The sequence below is a fragment of the Rhodococcus sp. GB-02 genome (assembly GCF_053470465.1).
This window is the reverse complement of the sequence record NZ_JBPUKE010000002.1, coordinates 325,318-340,106: the sequence shown is the minus strand read 5'-3', so window position 1 is coordinate 340,106 and position 14,789 is coordinate 325,318. Positions and strand designations below refer to the sequence as shown.

Genomic DNA, 14,789 nt, shown 5'->3' with positions numbered 1-14,789 from the left:
ACGGTTACCGGTCCGTCGCCCGATGAAGAGTGGCGTGGAGATGATGCGTCAGCGGGGTGTCTCCGTGCGCCATCCACAAGTCGTATGTCAGCGTGTCGCCCTGGACCCGCATGACGCGTCGGACGTCGTGAACGGGTTTTGCGTCGGGTGATGCTGCGAGCGTGAGACGGGTCAAGGCGAGAGTGCCTTCGGAGTCGACGGTGCCGCGGTGGATCTCGACAAAGCCGGTGGGTTGACTGACGAGCAGTTCGAGCTCGCCACCAGGTGTTGGGCGCAGGTATCCCGATTCCATGTGAAGCGGTCGGCCGTCGGGGAGCCCGCGAGTGCGCGACGAGTAGGTGACAAATGGTTTGGGAGTGGCCGCGAACTCGATCTCCTCGGAGTACTCGAAGTCGTCGATGGTCGGGAAATGTCCGGCTCCAGCGCCGACCCAGCGTCCGGTGAACCTGTCGATTCCGGCGCTGCTCAGCGCCGCCTGATCCGTACTGCCCATTGCGTAGTCCTCTCGCCTGCGTCGGATCAGACGTTACGCGGGCCGGTACGGCAAGCTGCTTCTCCCTGCTGGGTGGGGCCTACGGGATTAGTGTTCACCCATGAACGCTTCTGGCTCCGTCCCCCTCGGTGTCGATTCCGAGGTGGGCCGCTTGCGATCGGTCATTCTTCATCGGCCTGGCGACGAGTTGAAACGGTTGACCCCGCGCAACAACGACGAGCTGCTGTTCGACGCGTTGCCGTGGGTGGACCGCGCGCAGGAAGAGCACGATCAGTTTGCGACCGTCCTTCGTGAGCGTGGCGTCGAGGTACTGCTTTTGTCCGATCTTCTCACCGAGGCGCTCGAGGTCAGTGGCGCAGCCAGGATCCAGGGAATCGCGGCTGCCGTCGACGCACGCAAGATCGGGCACGCGCTCGGGCAACACCTCGCCGCGTACCTGCGACAGGTAGAGCCGAAGGAGCTGTCGTCGATCCTCACTGCCGGAATGACGTTCGACGAGCTGCCGATCGATGCCGACTCGACCTCGTTGGTGCGCAGGATGCATCACGGCGGTGACTTCGTGATCGACCCCCTGCCCAATTTGCTCTTCACCCGCGATTCGTCGTTCTGGGTCGGGCCGAGGGTGATCATCACGTCCTTGGCGTTGTCGGCGCGAACTCGCGAATCCTCGATCACGGATCTCGTGTACGCCCATCACCCTCGATTCAAGGGCGTGCGCCGCGCGTACGAGTCCCACACCGCTCCTGTCGAGGGAGGGGACGTGCTGCTTCTCGCTCCGGGGGTGATCGCAATCGGTGTCGGTGAGCGGACGTCACCGGCCGGAGCAGAAGCATTGGCGCGCAGCGTGTTCGACGACGGTCTCGCTCACACTGTGTTGGTTGTTCCGATCGAGCAGCGCCGAGCGTCGATGCATCTCGACACGGTATGCACCATGGTTGAGGCCGACGCGGTCGTCATGTATCCGGCCATCCAGGACACATTGGCGGCGTTTACTCTGCGCAAGGAAGACGACGGGGTGAGTATTCGCGGGGCCACGCCGTTCCTCGAAGCGGCGGCCGATGCCATGGGAATCGGAAAACTTCGTGTGATCGACACCGGCCTCGACACGGTGACTGCCGAGCGTGAGCAGTGGGACGACGGGAACAACACGCTGGCCGTCGAACCTGGCGTCGTCGTCGCTTACGAGCGCAACGTCGAAACGAACGCCAGGCTGGAGGCCTCGGGTATCGAGGTTTTGCGAATCGCGGGTTCGGAACTGGGGTCCGGCCGTGGTGGACCTCGGTGTATGTCCTGCCCGATCGCCCGCGATCCGCTGTGAGCCGTCGACGCTGTCAGAGAATTTCTTCCACCTTGGCTGCGGGCCGCGCGAGGACGGTGCCTTTGTCGGTGACCACGAACGGGCGTTCGATCAGAATCGGGTGCTTGATCATCGCGTCGAGGATTTCGGATTCGGAAGCATCGGCGAGTCCGAGTTCCTTGTATTGCGTTTCGCGCTTGCGAACCGCTTGGCTGGGCTCGAGGCCGGCGTCGGCGAGGAGTTTTTCCAGCTCGGATCGGGTAGGCGGAGTATCGAGGTACTTCACAATTGTGGGTTCGATGCCCGCGTCCTGGATGAGCCCGAGAACAGTTCGCGAGGTGTTGCACCGTTGATTGTGGAAGATGGTTGCAGATGCCATGTCCGTCATTCTGCCTCTGCGTCCGGACTCGTGGGACAAACAGGGGAACAACGGACACCTCCGGCGCGCTGCACTTGAAGTACCGACTTGTGAGGAGAAAACGATGACGGAACATCGAAGTGTGGACGAACGACGCGTGGTCATTGCCGGTGGGCACGGCAAGATTGCGCAGCACCTGACGTACTTGCTGGCAGGGCATGGTGATCGGCCGGTAGCGCTGATCCGCAATTCCGCGCACGAGGGTGCCGTCCGCACACTCGGCGCGTTCCCCGTGGTGATCGATCTGGAATCGTCCACGGTCGAAGAAGTTGCGAAGGTACTCGACGGTGCCGACGTCGCGGTCTTCGCCGCAGGTGCCGGACCTGGTAGCTCGATCGAGCGCAAGGACTCCGTCGACCGGGCCGCGGCGGTGTTGTTGGCCGATGCTGCCGAGAAAGCCGGAGTGCGTCGGTTCATCCAGATCAGCGCCATGGGTGCTGGTGACGAAATACCGGAGAACACCGACGAGGTTTTTGCCGCCTATCTACGAGCGAAGACTGCAGCGGAGGAAGATCTCAAGACAAGGACTTCGCTGGATTGGACGATTCTTCGGCCAGGGCTTCTGACGGACGACGATCCCACCGGTGAAGTCCTTCTTGCCGAGCCGCCCGTCGATCGAGGCTCGGTGCCTCGTGCAGATGTCGCCGCGGTCGTCGAAGCGCTCATCGATGCCCCGTCCAGTGTCGGCAAGATATTGGTTCTGACCTCCGGCCCGCATACGATCCGCGAAGCGATCGAGGGCCTGTGACCGAGAAGATATGACGAGGGTGACGATGAAGATCGCGATCGACCACGATTCCTCCACAGCTCCGTACGACCAACTGCGGCAACAGATTATCGAGCAGGTGCACGGCGGTGGGTTGATCGCGGGAACCAAGATTCCGACGGTGCGGGCGCTCGCCTCGGAGCTGGGTTTGGCGGCCAACACCGTCGCGAAGGCTTATCGCGCGCTCAGCGATCAGGGCGTCATCGAGACGCGGGGAAAGCAAGGGACCTTCATCGCTTCCGGGGCCGATCCGGTGCAGGCGCAGGCCGAACAAGCGGCGACTGCGTTTGCGCATAGCGTCCGCTCGCTCGGGTATTCCGACAGTGAGATCGTCGCCATGGTGGAGTCGGCATTGAGAGGTGCGTGACACAATGATTAAGTTGACGCTTCAAGTTAAAGCTGTCAGTCTTGGCTCATGAATTCGTCGATTGCTCGTGACCTCGGACTCCTCATCGCCCGTGTCGGCCTCGGGATCATCTTCATCGCCCACGGTTGGCAGAAGTTCTTCACCTACAAGATCGCCGGAACGCAGGCCGCATTCGAAGGGATGGGCGCCCCGCTCCCCAAGATTTCTGCAGTTCTCGCCGCATCCATCGAACTCGGCGGCGGAATTCTGCTCATCGCGGGTCTGCTGACCCCGCTCGTCGGAGCGCTCTTGTTCCTCGACATGGTCGGCGCGTTCTTCATCGTGCACGCGGACAAGGGTGTCTTCATCGACAACGGAGGCTACGAACTCGTCGTCGCTCTCGGTGTCGGATCGCTCTTGATCGCCGTGATCGGCGCAGGACGCATCAGCATCGACGGGTTGATCGGCAAGGGCAACGGTTGGGTTAAAACCCCAGCTTGATCGGGGTGAGAAGGCGGGCTCAGCGGACGTTGAGCCCGCCTTCTGGCTTGCTTTTGGACCACAAAGTGACGAACGTAGTCATCTATGGTGACGAAATCTGATCGATCCGAACAAGATTCCGGGGCCAACGAAGAGCGCCCGGAGACGGGCTTTACTCGGGTAGGCGTTCGGACCGACTACGTGGTGTTTTCCGTGGCGGCCGCAGCGGTGTTGGCCATTGTCGTGTGGGGCCTCGTAGCGCCCGACAACCTCAACTCGGTAACCGGAAGTGTTCTCGGCTGGTTGGTGACCAACATCGGCTGGCTCTTCGTACTCGCAGCTTCGGCTTTCGTGCTGTTTTCCATCTACCTCGCAGTGAGCCGATTCGGCGACATTCCGCTGGGTAAAGACGGCGAGAAGCCCGAGTTTCGCACCGTCAGCTGGATCGCCATGATGTTCAGCGCCGGTATGGGGATCGGCCTGATGTTCTTCGGTGTCGCGGAACCGCTTGCGCACTACGTGACTCCGCCTCCCGGCACCGACGGCGGCGTCGGAACTGCCATGGCTACCACCATGTTTCACTGGGGTCTTCACCCTTGGGCGATGTATGCCGTTGTGGGCCTTGCCATTGCGTACGGGTCGTACCGCCGCGGACGCAAGCAACTTTTCAGTTCGGCCTTCATCCCGTTGCTCGGCCGCAAAGCTGAAGGGCCGATCGGCAAGGTCATCGACATCCTGGCAATCTTTGCGACACTTTTCGGAACCGCAGCGTCCTTGGGGCTCGGCGCACTGCAGATCGGCTCCGGTTTCGAGGTAGTCGGCTGGATGGAAGAAGCCGGCGTGTTCCTGCTCGTTGCCGTCGTCGCGGTGCTCACCCTGGCGTTCGTCGCTTCCGCGGTTTCCGGTGTGGCCAAGGGAATTCAGTGGCTGTCCAACATCAACATGGTGCTCGCGCTGATCTTGGCCCTGTTCGTGTTCGTCCTCGGGCCCACCGTACTGATTCTCAATCTGCTTCCGACGACCATTGGCGCATACGTTTCCGACCTTGCCCAGATGTCCGCCCGCACGGGTGCGTCGTCGAATCCTGAAACGGGCGCGTGGCTGTCGTCCTGGACGATTTTCTACTGGGCATGGTGGGTGTCCTGGACGCCGTTTGTCGGCATGTTCCTGGCGCGCATCAGCCGCGGTCGCACGATCCGTCAGTTCATCGTCGGCGTCATCGCCGTTCCTACGACTGTCAGCTTGCTCTGGTTCGCGATCTTCGGCGGCGCAGGCATCGGCGAGGAACGCGACGGAATCGGCTTGTCCGGCCGAGGCTCGGAAGAGGCTCAACTCTTCGGCATGCTCGACAATCTGCCGTTGGCCGGAGTGACGACTGTCCTGGTCATGCTGCTCGTCGCAGTGTTCTTCGTCTCCGGCGCCGACGCCGCGTCGATGGTGATGGGCACGCTCTCGCAGCGCGGAACGCTCGAACCGAGTCGCTGGGTCGTGGTCTTCTGGGGCATGTTGACCGGTGGCGTCGCGGCGCTTCTGTTGTGGACCGGTGGTTCCGAAGCGCTCGACGGCTTGCAGACGATGACGATCATCGCTGCGGCGCCGTTCGTGCTTGTCATGATCGGACTGTGCTTCTCGCTGTACAAGGATCTTTCGCACGACCCGATCATCGTTGCGGCTAAGGAGCAGAAACGTGCACTCCTGCGCCCGCGGCGGGGGCGGCGCGTCGGTAAGTCGGCGGAGTAACCGCGAAAAGAAGGAGGCACCGAACTGGGTTCGGTGCCTCCTTCTTTTGTCCTGTTACTTCCAGCTCGGCAACCACAGGTGGTTCTGCCACGATTCCGGAGTGATCGGCATGGCGGTGAGTATCGGCCAGAGGTAGACGAAGTTGGCCACGACCAGACCGATGTACAAACTAACTGCAAGAAGTCCGGTGGTACGACGCTCGACGGACGCGCTCGCCTTGCCGAGAACGTCGCCGAGGACGAGCGCAAACCCCATGACCATGAACGGGGCGAGCGCAACGGCGTAGAAGTAGTACATCTGGCGGTCCAGCGTCGCGAACCACGGAAGGTAGGCGGCACCGTAACCCGTCAGGACCACTGCGTATCGCCAATCCCTGCGCACGAACGTCTGCCAGATCGCCCACGCCAGCATCGGCAGGGCCAGCCACCACATCGCCGGTGTGCCGATCAGCATCACGGCCTTGACGCAGCTGGCGGCCCCGCAACCGGTGACCTGCTCACCGTCGGCGTAGTAGTAGAGCATCGGTCGCAGCCCCATCGGCCACGTCCACGGTTTCGACTCCCACGGGTGGTGGTTTCCGGCGGAGTTCGTCAGACCGGCATGGAACTGGAGAACGTTTCCGCTGTAGTACCAGAGTGAGCGCAGCGCGGAGGGGATGAAGCTCCACGTGCCGCCCTCACCGATCTCGTTACCGACGGCGTGACGGTCGACGCCGGTCTCGCTGGTGAACCAAGCCCAGTAGCTCGCGAGGTACACACCGAGCGGAATGATCACCAGCGCATACAGAGCCGGGCCGATGTCGCGAACGGCGGTGCCGACCCAGGGGCGCTGCACGCGGTACGCGCGGCGCGCTGACAGGTCGAAGGCAACACTGAGCAATCCGAAGAACAGAATGAAGTACATGCCGGACCACTTGGTTCCGCAGGCCAGACCGAGCAGGATGCCGGCGCCGAACCTCCACCAACGGAAACCCAATCGCGGACCCCAGGCAGAATCACCGATTCGGCCTTCTTCGTATACCTTCGCCATCCGTTCGCGGACGTGGTCGCGATCAACCACCAGGCATCCGAGCGCGGCGAGGACGAAGAAAGCCAGGAAGATGTCGAGCATCCCCAGGCGTGAGGAGACGAAGGTGACGCCGTCCACGATGAGCAGGATTCCGGCAATGGCGCCGATCAGCGTGGATCGCGTCATGCGGCGCACGATGCGGATGATGAGCAAGACCATCAGCGTCCCGACCAGGGCCGACGAGAATCGCCACCCCCAACCGTTGTAACCGAAGAGTGCTTCGCCGATCGCGATCATCTGCTTGCCGATCGGCGGGTGTACTACCAATCCGTAGCCGGGGTTGTCCTCGATGCCGCCGCCGGTGAGAACCTGCCAACCCTGGGGTACGTAGTGCTTCTCGTCGAAGACCGGAGTGCCGGCGTCGGTCGGATAGGCGAGCATCGTGAAGCGTGTGATTGCCGCGATGGCGGTGATGAAAGCGGTGACGATCCAGCCGCGCAATCTGTCGGTCGGGCCGAAATCAGGATCCGGTACCAGCGGCCCGGGACTACGCACTACCCGATCGCTCGTGGCGGGCGTTGGCCGCTCGTCCGTCTGCACAGTCACCTGGCAATCGTAGGCTGTCAGGTATGACTGGTCGTTTGGTACTCGCCGCAACACCCATGGGAGATGTCGGTGACGCGTCTCCGCGTCTTCGGTCTGCTCTCGCAACCGCCGACGTCGTCGCTGCGGAGGACACACGACGCACCAAGTCTCTGGCGTCCGCGCTCGACGTCACCATTACCGGAAAAATAGTCAGTTTCTACGATCAGGTCGAGATTTCACGGCTGCCCGCACTGGTCGCCGACGTCGCCGAAGGCAAGACCGTCCTTCTGGTCACGGACGCCGGCATGCCGTCTGTCAGCGATCCTGGATACCGCCTCGTTGCCGCCTGTGTAGCCGAGAACCTCGCCGTCACGTGCCTTCCCGGCCCGTCGGCGGTGACTACAGCGCTGGCACTCTCGGGTTTGCCGGTGGAGCGGTTCTGCTTCGACGGATTCCCGCCGCGTAAGCAGGGGCAGCGCAAGACGTGGCTCTCGGCCTTGGCAACCGAGCAGCGAGCGTGTGTGTTCTTCGAAGCACCCCATCGCCTTGCCGACTGCCTCGCAGATGCGGTGGAAGTTCTCGGGCCGAATCGCCGCGCGGCCGTGTGCCGGGAATTGACCAAGACTTACGAGGAGGTCAAGCGCGGCACTCTCGGGGAGTTAGCTGCCTGGGCGGCCGAGGGTGTTCGCGGCGAGATCACGGTAGTGCTCGAAGGCGCCGTGCTGGTGGCATCTGATCCTGCCGATCTTGTCGACGAGGTGGAAAGGCTGGTCGAGGGGGGAGCGCGCTTGAAGGACGCGTGCGCACTGGTCGCGACCGCCGGAGTATCCAAGCGTGAGTTGTACGAGACGGTTCTGGCCGCTCGCAAGGACTAGCGCGAGCGGTGCACTGCCGGCGCACCGGGACGCAGGTTGGCGTCGTCGGCTGCGGCCTGGCCGGCGTGCCAGCCTTCGGCGTCGACGGAGCGTCCGCGAGTCTTGCGTGTTGTCGGGAACAGTCGATCGAATTCGGCGTCGACGGCCTCGGATGTGGTGGCGAGGATCGGCAGAAGATCCGCGACGTCCATCGATGCTGCGTCGGCCGCTTCGGCTGTGGCTTTGGTGCCTGCGTCGCGTAGGCGGTGTCCGATTCGGCTGGCAAAACCGGCCAGGAACCCCTTGCGGAACGATGTGGTACGGGAGCCGCCGCGATTGCTCGAGTCGGCGAATTGCATTGCACGGGTTGCCTGTACAAGCAGTGAAGTGAACAGCATGTCGACTTGCTGAAGGTCGACCGGAGTGCCGACGACGGTCGCGAGCGCGATGTCGCTGAACCACACCGTCCTGACACGATTCGATTCGCCGATCTCGGTCAGGAGGTGAACTTTTTCTTTCACGTACGGGTTCTCGATGTGAATGCGTCGTGCATTTACTGACGTGTCGGTGACCCCGGCACGACTGTGGAGCAGTGCGGAATCGATCGCGTATCGAGTCATCAACTCCTGGGCCTTCGCGGTGAAGATCTCGGCTTCTTCCGCGAAATTGGTGGCTTCGGCTTTGGCGAGTAGCCCACGAATTCGCTTGAGTACCTTGGCATCGACCTCGGTGTCACCGACGCCGGCATAGCTGGTGTCGGTGCGTTGCGACGGCCAGGTGGATGGTGGCGCGAGCAATACCGTCCACTGAGGTAGGCGCATCCACGATCGTGTGACATCGACGATCTGCGAAACAAGGAAGTAGGGGTCCTGGAACAGTAGGCCGGCCGCGAGGGAGCGGAAAGCGTCGTCGTCCACGGTGATTCGAGAGGCGACGCGCCGAGACTTCGGGTACTGCTCGCCGATCGTCTGCAACTGCCCCACCCACTCGAGTGGTGCGCGATCCGACGCGCGGGATGCGTTCGCGTCGAACAGGATGGTGGTTGCAGCGAGATCGGCGTCGGACGCGTCTTTGCTTCGGCGCGCCAGATGGATCAGATCTGCCGGTTGCCATCCGTGTTCGTAGGCCGCGGCCAGTTCGCTGACGAGACCCTGCGCCGCAGAGACGGATTGAGGGCTGACCTCCTGAGTGGACACCCGTGCTCCGTTCCAAGGCAGTGTCTGCGCCGAAGCGCTGGTTCGAATGTATGTTCTATTCGTAGTCATGGCTGGAGTGTGCACGTGGGGTCCGACACATCCGCCGGTAGCCGGATATTTCGGACCCCACGTGCGGCACTCGTGCCTAGGTCATTCCTCGACGAAGCGGGGGAAGACCGGGGCCGGAGCAGGCAGTTTCCGGTTCGAGTCGATGCGAACCGCGATGTCGGTGAACTGACGGTTCTCTTCGCTCTGACCAAGCAGATCGAGGATGCGTGACGCCGCGTCGGGCATGACGGGCTGAACGAGAAGGCCGACGATACGGACAACTTCGATCGTCACGTAGAGGACCGTTGCCATCCGGGCCGGATCGGTCTTGCGCAGAACCCACGGTTCCTGCTTGGAGAAGTACCGGTTGGTCTCTCCGAGGACGCCCCAGATGGCTTCCAACGCGAGATGCAGCGCTTGCACGTCGAACTCGCTGCGGCACTTGGCAAGCAAGGCATCTGCCGACGCCAGCATCGCCAGGTCGTCCTCGGTGAACTCACCGGGGGTGGGGACCTGGGCGTCGCAGTTCTTCGCGACCATCGTCAGTGAACGCTGCGCGAGGTTGCCCAGTTCGTTGGACAGGTCTGCGTTCATGCGAGTCACGATTGCTTCATGGCTGTAGCTGCCGTCCTGGCCGTACGAGATCTCGCGGAGCAGGAAGAAGCGGACCGCGTCGAGGCCGTACTGATCGACCATCGCGATCGGATCGACCACGTTGCCGACCGACTTCGACATCTTCTCGCCCTTGTTGTACAAGAAACCGTGGACGAAGACTCGCTCCGGCAGTTCGATGCCGGCAGACATGAGGAACGCCGGCCAGTACACGGTGTGGAACCGCGTGATGTCCTTGCCGATGATGTGCAGACTCGCGGGCCAGAACTTCTTGAACTCCTCCGAGTCGACGTTCGGGTAGCCCACGCCGGTCAAGTAATTGGTGAGGGCGTCGACCCAGACGTACATGACGTGGTCGGGGTCGCCGGGAACCTCGACGCCCCAGTCGAACGTGGTGCGCGAGATCGACAGGTCCTTGAGGCCGCCCTTGACGAAGCTGACGATCTCGTTGCGGCGAGTCGTGGGGGCGATGAACTCGGGATGCTCTTCGTACAGTGCGAGGAGACGGTCCTCGTACGCCGAGAGACGGAAGGTGTAGTTGGACTCCTCGGTCCACTCCACCGGCGTACCGGTCTCGGTGGACTGGCGGGTGCCGTCCTCCAGAAGCGTGGTCTCGGCTTCGGTGTAGAAAGCCTCGTCACGAACCGAGTACCACCCCGAGTACGTGTCGAGGTAGATGTCGCCCGATGCGGCCATCTTCTCCCAGATCGCCTTGCTGGCGACCTGATGATCTGCGTCGGTGGTGCGGATGAAACGGTCGTACGAGATGTTCAGGACCTTGTCGAGGTTCTGGAACACGTCGGAGTTCCGAGCCGCGAGTTCGCGGACGTCGATTCCCTCTTTGATCGCTGTCTGCTGCATCTTCAGACCGTGCTCGTCGGTGCCGGTCATGAAGAACACTTCATGACCGTCCAACCGCTTGAAGCGGGCGAGTGCGTCCGAGGAGATGTACTCGTACGCGTGGCCGATGTGCGGAGCGCCGTTGGGATACGCGATCGCTGTCGTGATGTAGAACGGCGGTCGTTCCGCGCCTTCCGAGGCGGCGGAGTCCGGGCGCGAGGTCTGGGAGGGTGAGGCAGGCACAGTCATGGTGCGCTTACTCTATCGGGCGTGAGCAAAGACCGTCCCGCCCCCGATGCCCCTGAGCCCTTGTCGCCTCTGATCGACGCCCATACACACCTCGACGCGTGTGGTGCGCACGACGCTGCGACCGTGGCCGAGATAGTCGATCGAGCCGAGGCCGTCGGCGTCGGACGAGTCGTCACGGTGGCCGACGACCTCGACGCCGCGCGATTTGCCGTCGACGCGGCTCATTGGGATTCGCGGGTCTACGCAGCCGTTGCTATCCATCCAACCAGGGCAAACGTTCTTGATGCCGGCACCCGAGCCGAGATCGAGCGTTTGGCGTCCGATCCACGGGTAGTTGCCGTCGGGGAGACCGGGCTGGATCTCTACTGGCCCGGCAAGCTCGAGGGGTGCGCCACCATCGAGGAGCAGGTCGACGGTTTCCGGTGGCACATCGACTTGGCGAAGCGTCTGGGCAAGACGTTGATGATCCACAACCGCGAAGCCGACCAGGACTTGCTGCGGGTATTGAACGAGGAAGGTGCACCGGAGACGGTGGTCTTCCACTGCTTTTCCTCGGATTCGGAGATGGCGCGGGAGTGCATCGACGCCGGGTACGTGCTGAGTTTTTCGGGAACCGTCAGCTTCAAGAACGCGAAAGCACTGCGTGAGGCCGCGCTGCTGGTGCCGTCGGATCAGCTGATCGTCGAAACGGATGCGCCATTCCTGACGCCGCACCCGTTTCGCGGGGCGCCCAACGAGTCGTACTGCCTGCCCTACACGGTGCGCGCGCTCGCAGACATCCGCGGCGAGGATCCGCAGGCGCTCGCAGCAGCGTCCACGGCGACAGCGGAGCGCGTTTACAAGCTCTGACGCTATGGTGGTCTGACAGGTAACTCCGCGCCCGGGACCGTCGTGTCCCGGCTCGTCTACTGCGCGGGGTATTCAGATGAATGACTACATTTATCCCTCCGACATCTATCCCGACGACGGCGAACGCACAGCCGAACAGTCCTCTCGATCCGGCTCGAGTGTGGCGAATTTCTCGAATCCCGGGAGGGAATGAAGGCGCACAGCTTCACTGAGCCGACGCCGGTCGACTCTGCGGTCCAGATCGTGACCGTTCATCTCGACATGGTCGAAGTCGAGTGCTGTGGGCCGTTTCCGGTTGCCGGTGAACCATGCTCGTGGACATTGACACCGCGATCGCAGGAGACACCGCGATCGCAGTTCGACGAGTTCGACGGGTGGGTTCACGGCGGGTTGTCGGCATCAGGAGTCAAGACCGCCGGCGTAGTCCTCGGGATTCTGGTGGAGACCACCAGCTACGTGGAAGTCGGAAACCCGAAGATGTGGTTACCCGTCGAAGGCAGCGAGACATATCGACGGGTCGACGCCAGTCCTCGGTGGTTCCGAAGGTTCGGTGACTTCGAATTCGGGCCGCAGAATCGGATCGAGACCGGGCTGGTCGTCGAATTGGCCACCACCCGTGCGCCTTTCCGGTAGTCCCCACTACCAAAAAGGCGCACAGGGGGCTTGCCCCTAGAGAACCTTCGCCAGGAAGTCCTGGGTGCGCTGCTGCTGGGGGTTGCCGAACAAGTTCTCCGGCTTGCCTTCTTCGACGATGTACCCGTCGGCCATGAAGATGACGCGGTCGGAAACCTCACGGGCGAAGCCCATCTCGTGGGTCACGACGACCATGGTCATGCCCTGCTTGGCGAGGTCGCGAAGCACCTGCAGAACCTCGCCCACCATTTCGGGGTCGAGGGCGCTGGTGGCCTCGTCGAACAGCATGATGTCCGGGCTCATCGCCAGCGCGCGGGCGATGGCGACACGTTGCTTCTGCCCACCGGACAGGCTGGCGGGCTTGGCAGCTGCCTTCTCTGCGAGGCCGACCTGGCCGAGCAGTTTGACGGCGATCTCGCGAGCCTGTTCCTTGGTCGATCGCCCGGTCTGCACCGGAGCGAGCATCACGTTTTCGACGACGCTCATGTGTGGGAACAGGTTGAAGTGCTGGAACACCATCCCGATGTGCTGGCGCACCTTGTCGATGTCGACGTCCTTGTTCGTGAGGTCGAACTGGTCGACGCGCACTGAACCTGCGGTGATGTCTTCGAGGCGGTTGAGGCAGCGCAGGAAGGTGGACTTGCCCGAACCGGAAGGCCCGATGACGCAGACCACTTCACCGCTCTTGATGTCGACGTCGAGGCCTTTGAGGACCTCGTTGTCGCCGAACGACTTCTTCAGTCCCTGGACCGAAATCTTGACCTCGGTGTCGGACTTGCCCATGTTGACGGCTGTTTCGGTCACTTGTTGATCCTCTTCTCGAGGCGGTTCGACAGCTTGGTGAGCGCCATGATGATGATGAAGTACATGACGCCGATGATCAGCCACATGTTGAACGACTGGAAGTTGCGCGCGATGATGATGCGCCCTGTCTGAGTGAGCTCGGCGAGTCCGATGACCGACAGGATCGACGTGTCCTTGAGGGTGATGACGAACTGGTTGATGTACGACGGGATCATCGTGCGAATTGCCTGCGGCATGATGACTTTTCGCATCGACTTCATGTAGCTGATGCCCAGGCTTCGTGATGCCTCCATCTGTCCCTTGTCGACGGACAGGATGCCGCCGCGGACGATTTCAGCCATGTACGCGCCGGCGTTGAGCGAGAGCGTGATGATGCCTGCGGTGAAGGCGGACATCTGGAAATGCAGGGCTGCCGGTATGCCGAAGTAGATGAAGAATGCCTGCACCAACAGCGGTGTGCCACGGAAGATGTCGACGTAGGTCGTGCCTATACCTCGGACGAACATGTTGGTGGACACGCGGCAGAGTCCGAAGATCGCGCCTAGGACCAGAGCGATCGCGATCGAGACGACGGAGAGAACGATCGTCAACCACAGGCCCTTGAGAAGCTGCGGGTAGGTGCTCTTGATCAAGCCGATGATGGAGTTGTCCGACGTCGACGCGCCCTGACCGAGGTAGGTCGAGACGATCTCGTCGTACTGGCCGTCGTCGCGCAGGTTCTGCAGTCCGGCGTTGAACATCTGGAGCAGTTCGGCGTTCTGACCCTTGTTGACTGCGAAGCCGTAGCTCGCGCCCACCTCTTTTTCGGTGACCGTCTTGAGGCCGTTGCCCTGTGTGATGCCGTAGGCGAGGACGGGGTAGTCGTCGAAGACTGCGACGGAGTTCCCGGTGCGGACCTCGTCGTACATGCTGGCGGAGTCAGCGAAATAGACAGTGGTGAAACCGTATTGGTCCTTGATGGACTCGGCGAAGCTGGCGCCCTCGGTGCCGTTCTTGACGGCGACGCGCTTGCCCTTCAGGTCTTCGTACGACTTCACGTCGTTGTCGGTCTCGAGAACCGCCATCTGCACGCCCGACTCGAAGTACGGGTCGGAGAAGTCGAAGACCTGCTTGCGGGCGTCGGTGATGGACATGCCGGCGATGACGCCGTCGGCCTGCCCCGCCTGCACGGCCTGAAGGGCCGCGTCGAACCCGAGCTGCTTGATGTCGACCTTGAAACCTTGGTCCTCGGCGATCGCATTGAGCAGGTCGATGTCGATGCCGACGAGTTTGCCGTCTTCGTTCTCGAATTCGAACGGGGCGAATGTCAGATCGGTGGCGATCGTGTAGGTGCGACCGGGTTGCGCGCTCGCGATTCCGGGGGCGAACAGCGCTGCGATCAGCGCCAGCAGGATGGCCAGGATCGGCCACCTGGCATTACGTGGTCTGTCGAATCTTCTTCGCACTATCGCCCAGCTTTCTTCTGTCGCGCCCGGGATCGCCGGACTGCTTTGAACCAGACGAGAACATACTGCGCCCAGAGCTGAATCGATACACGGGTATCGGAGCCGGAAAGTGCAGAACACGCGACA

The 14,789-nt window shown here is 62.4% G+C and carries 15 protein-coding genes; 8 read left to right on the top strand and 7 right to left on the bottom strand.

Annotated features, from left to right (window positions below; translation table 11 throughout):
* Positions 1 to 4: 4 nt before the first annotated feature.
* Positions 5 to 493, bottom strand: coding sequence for an FABP family protein (locus ACSW29_RS14615; RefSeq protein ID WP_230814312.1), 489 nt, complete (start codon positions 491 to 493; stop codon positions 5 to 7).
* Between the two features lie 100 nt (positions 494 to 593).
* Here ACSW29_RS14615 and arcA point away from each other — a divergent pair, with 100 nt between their 5' ends.
* Positions 594 to 1,811, top strand: a complete 1,218-nt coding sequence (arcA, locus tag ACSW29_RS14610) for an arginine deiminase (protein ID WP_230814311.1) — start codon at positions 594 to 596, stop codon at positions 1,809 to 1,811.
* A gap of 13 nt (positions 1,812 to 1,824) precedes the next feature.
* Here the strand turns inward: arcA and arsC are convergent, their stop codons facing one another.
* On the bottom strand, positions 1,825 to 2,178 hold the full coding sequence (gene arsC / locus ACSW29_RS14605) for an arsenate reductase (glutaredoxin) (protein WP_317827287.1): 354 nt from the start codon (positions 2,176 to 2,178) through the stop codon (positions 1,825 to 1,827).
* 94 nt (positions 2,179 to 2,272) lie between these two features.
* On the opposite strand from arsC, the gene ACSW29_RS14600 reads away from it, so the two are divergent.
* The 4 genes from ACSW29_RS14600 (at position 2,273) to ACSW29_RS14585 (ending at position 5,540) form a co-directional block, all read left to right on the top strand.
* On the top strand, positions 2,273 to 2,956 hold the full coding sequence (locus ACSW29_RS14600) for an SDR family oxidoreductase (RefSeq protein ID WP_124567438.1): 684 nt from the start codon (positions 2,273 to 2,275) through the stop codon (positions 2,954 to 2,956).
* A 25-nt stretch (positions 2,957 to 2,981) separates the two neighbouring features.
* Complete coding sequence (locus ACSW29_RS14595; protein ID WP_317827285.1) at positions 2,982 to 3,341, top strand: GntR family transcriptional regulator; 360 nt, start codon at positions 2,982 to 2,984, stop codon at positions 3,339 to 3,341.
* Between the two features lie 48 nt (positions 3,342 to 3,389).
* Positions 3,390 to 3,821 carry a DoxX family protein gene (locus ACSW29_RS14590; RefSeq protein ID WP_003946228.1) on the top strand — a complete coding sequence of 144 codons (432 nt, stop codon included), beginning with the start codon at positions 3,390 to 3,392 and terminating at the stop codon, positions 3,819 to 3,821.
* An 84-nt stretch (positions 3,822 to 3,905) separates the two neighbouring features.
* Entirely contained in the window at positions 3,906 to 5,540 is a 1,635-nt protein-coding gene (locus ACSW29_RS14585; RefSeq protein ID WP_448277563.1) for a BCCT family transporter, read from the top strand.
* A gap of 54 nt (positions 5,541 to 5,594) precedes the next feature.
* On the opposite strand, the gene ACSW29_RS14580 is transcribed toward ACSW29_RS14585, so the two are convergent.
* On the bottom strand, positions 5,595 to 7,154 hold the full coding sequence (locus ACSW29_RS14580; RefSeq protein WP_230814306.1) for a dolichyl-phosphate-mannose--protein mannosyltransferase: 1,560 nt from the start codon (positions 7,152 to 7,154) through the stop codon (positions 5,595 to 5,597).
* 23 nt (positions 7,155 to 7,177) lie between these two features.
* Here ACSW29_RS14580 and rsmI point away from each other — a divergent pair, with 23 nt between their 5' ends.
* Entirely contained in the window at positions 7,178 to 8,008 is an 831-nt protein-coding gene (rsmI, locus tag ACSW29_RS14575; RefSeq protein WP_317827283.1) for a 16S rRNA (cytidine(1402)-2'-O)-methyltransferase, read from the top strand.
* On the opposite strand, the gene ACSW29_RS14570 is transcribed toward rsmI, so the two are convergent.
* Both ACSW29_RS14570 and metG read right to left on the bottom strand, forming a co-directional pair.
* On the bottom strand, positions 8,005 to 9,183 hold the full coding sequence (locus ACSW29_RS14570; protein ID WP_347874365.1) for a DUF2786 domain-containing protein: 1,179 nt from the start codon (positions 9,181 to 9,183) through the stop codon (positions 8,005 to 8,007). The genes rsmI and ACSW29_RS14570 overlap by 4 nt on opposite strands.
* A 150-nt stretch (positions 9,184 to 9,333) precedes the next feature.
* Positions 9,334 to 10,932 (bottom strand): methionine--tRNA ligase, encoded by a 1,599-nt coding sequence (gene metG / locus ACSW29_RS14565; protein WP_347874364.1) that lies wholly within the window; start codon positions 10,930 to 10,932, stop codon positions 9,334 to 9,336.
* Between the two features lie 21 nt (positions 10,933 to 10,953).
* On the opposite strand from metG, the gene ACSW29_RS14560 reads away from it, so the two are divergent.
* Both ACSW29_RS14560 and ACSW29_RS14555 read left to right on the top strand, forming a co-directional pair.
* The gene (locus ACSW29_RS14560) at positions 10,954 to 11,781 is read left to right on the top strand and encodes a TatD family hydrolase (protein ID WP_347874363.1); all 828 of its coding nucleotides are present in this window, start codon (positions 10,954 to 10,956) and stop codon (positions 11,779 to 11,781) included.
* Between the two features lie 189 nt (positions 11,782 to 11,970).
* Positions 11,971 to 12,414 carry a DUF6578 domain-containing protein gene (locus tag ACSW29_RS14555; RefSeq protein ID WP_347874362.1) on the top strand — a complete coding sequence of 148 codons (444 nt, stop codon included), beginning with the start codon at positions 11,971 to 11,973 and terminating at the stop codon, positions 12,412 to 12,414.
* A 36-nt stretch (positions 12,415 to 12,450) separates the two neighbouring features.
* Here ACSW29_RS14555 and ACSW29_RS14550 read toward each other — a convergent pair whose 3' ends face one another.
* Both ACSW29_RS14550 and ACSW29_RS14545 read right to left on the bottom strand, forming a co-directional pair.
* Positions 12,451 to 13,218, bottom strand: coding sequence for an amino acid ABC transporter ATP-binding protein (locus ACSW29_RS14550; protein WP_448277562.1), 768 nt, complete (start codon positions 13,216 to 13,218; stop codon positions 12,451 to 12,453).
* On the bottom strand, positions 13,215 to 14,663 hold the full coding sequence (locus tag ACSW29_RS14545) for an amino acid ABC transporter substrate-binding protein/permease (protein WP_020908609.1): 1,449 nt from the start codon (positions 14,661 to 14,663) through the stop codon (positions 13,215 to 13,217). The genes ACSW29_RS14550 and ACSW29_RS14545 overlap by 4 nt, the downstream gene beginning before the upstream one ends.
* Positions 14,664 to 14,789: the final 126 nt, after the last annotated feature.

Excerpts from the sequence above, each read along its gene's own strand:
- ACSW29_RS14555 (WP_347874362.1), top strand. The coding sequence starts at position 11,971 with ATGAAGGCGCACAGCTTCACTGAGCCGACGCCGGTCGACTCTGCGGTC.
- arcA (WP_230814311.1), top strand. The coding sequence starts at position 594 with ATGAACGCTTCTGGCTCCGTCCCCCTCGGTGTCGATTCCGAGGTGGGC.
- ACSW29_RS14615 (WP_230814312.1), bottom strand. The coding sequence starts at position 493 with ATGGGCAGTACGGATCAGGCGGCGCTGAGCAGCGCCGGAATCGACAGG.
- ACSW29_RS14595 (WP_317827285.1), top strand. The coding sequence starts at position 2,982 with ATGAAGATCGCGATCGACCACGATTCCTCCACAGCTCCGTACGACCAA.
- arsC (WP_317827287.1), bottom strand. The coding sequence starts at position 2,178 with ATGACGGACATGGCATCTGCAACCATCTTCCACAATCAACGGTGCAAC.
- metG (WP_347874364.1), bottom strand. The coding sequence starts at position 10,932 with ATGACTGTGCCTGCCTCACCCTCCCAGACCTCGCGCCCGGACTCCGCC.
- ACSW29_RS14600 (WP_124567438.1), top strand. The coding sequence starts at position 2,273 with ATGACGGAACATCGAAGTGTGGACGAACGACGCGTGGTCATTGCCGGT.
- ACSW29_RS14590 (WP_003946228.1), top strand. The coding sequence starts at position 3,390 with ATGAATTCGTCGATTGCTCGTGACCTCGGACTCCTCATCGCCCGTGTC.
- rsmI (WP_317827283.1), top strand. The coding sequence starts at position 7,178 with ATGACTGGTCGTTTGGTACTCGCCGCAACACCCATGGGAGATGTCGGT.
- ACSW29_RS14585 (WP_448277563.1), top strand. The coding sequence starts at position 3,906 with ATGGTGACGAAATCTGATCGATCCGAACAAGATTCCGGGGCCAACGAA.